The organism is Herbivorax alkaliphila (assembly GCF_030848475.1).
Taxonomy (GTDB): domain Bacteria; phylum Bacillota; class Clostridia; order Acetivibrionales; family Acetivibrionaceae; genus Herbivorax.
This window is the reverse complement of sequence record NZ_JAVDDS010000127.1, coordinates 1-1,560: the sequence shown is the minus strand read 5'-3', so window position 1 is coordinate 1,560 and position 1,560 is coordinate 1. Positions and strand designations below refer to the sequence as shown.

The 1,560-nt window shown below is 35.2% G+C and carries 2 protein-coding genes; both read left to right on the top strand.

Going from position 1 to position 1,560, the window contains the following annotated elements; genetic code table 11:
- Nucleotides 1-1,030, top strand: a 1,030-nt coding sequence (locus RBH29_RS17615; RefSeq protein ID WP_306698319.1) for a cohesin domain-containing protein, incomplete at its 5' end; no start/stop codon positions are given.
- Between the two features lie 134 nt (nt 1,031-1,164).
- A partial coding sequence (locus RBH29_RS17610) for a cohesin domain-containing protein (protein ID WP_306698318.1) occupies nt 1,165-1,560 on the top strand: 396 nt, incomplete at its 3' end.

Sequence of the window (1,560 nt, the reverse complement as noted above, 5' to 3'; positions counted from 1 at the left end):
CGATGAAGATGATCAAGACGATGAAGATGATGAAGACGATGAAGATGATCAAGATGATCAAGATGAAGATGACGAAGACGATCAAGATGATCAAGAAATCCCAGAAGGATTTGCAGTGGTAGTTGATACAGTATCAGGAGATGCTGGCGAGACAGTAGAATTACCAGTAAGATTTTCAAATGTACCGTCAAGCGGAGTAAACAACTGTGACTTTACATTAAGTTATGACGACAGTGTTCTTGAAGTAGAAGAAGTAACAGTAGGAGCAATAGTAGAAGGTGGATCAACAGACTTTGGATCAAATATAATAGTAGATGATTCAAGAGTAGCGTTTATGTTTGTAGATGAGACGGGCTTAGGAAATCGTATGATAGAAGCAGATGGAGTATTCGCAACATTGACAGTAAAAATAAGTGAAACAGCATCAGATGGTCTTGCTGTAGTGGAACTTGCGACAAAAGGAGCATTTGCAGATTATGATTTAAATCCACTAGATGTTGAATTTGTATCTGGTGGAGTAAATGTTGGAGAAGATGTAGATGTTCCAGAAGATGATGGTGAGTATACTGTATCAGGTTATGTTGCTCCAGACTTCTCATATGATTCTTCAGTAGCATCAGAATTGTTGGCAGGATTTAGAGTAGAAGTTGAGGGAACAGATCTTTATTCAACAACTGATGCTGACGGATACTTTGAGATTAATGGAGTACCAGAAAATGCTCAAGGACATACATTAACTATAACAAAGCAGTTTTATGTAACTAGAGAAATTACAGATGTAGTAGTTACAGATGATGTTGAATTATCTACTTCATCATCACCAACATTAATGTGGGCTGGAGACATTGTGCCAGACGATGCACTTAATATGGATGACATAATGAAAGCAGTTGTGGCATTTAATACCGTACCTGGTGATGAAAGATATGATGAGGAAGCAGATATAAACAAAGACGGCGCTGTAAACTTGGAAGATATAATGATAATTGTAAGAAACTTTAACAAAACTTCAGCAGATTATAGCAACTAGTAACAAAAAATATTTGAGGAGGGAGTAATCTACTCCTTCCTCAAAAAATAAAATGCAAATATAAAAAGGGATAGGTATTGTTGTACCGTCCAATATTTTTATATATATGCTGTTGATAGGGGGATTTTTATTTTATGAAGCAAAATAGAGTAATACCAATATTTATAACGATAATATTATTATTAACAAAGATATCAACAAACCTAGTTTTTGCAGATACAACGCCGAGTATAAAAATGGAGCTTGATAAGACAGTAGCAAGTGTTGGAGACATTATAAAAGCAGATTTAAAAGTGGAGGATATAACTACTTTTTCAGGATATCAGGTAAATATAAAGTATGACCCTGAAATGTTAGAATTAGTTAGTCCGATGCCAGAAGCAGGAGATATATTAAATAACGAAAACTACGGGATTCAGACAGCATCAGATGATGAGGAGAAAGGTATACTAAATATAAGTAAGAACTATTTATATTTGGAAGATTACAGAGAAGATGGCAACCCAGAAGAGACAGGTGTATTTGGTACA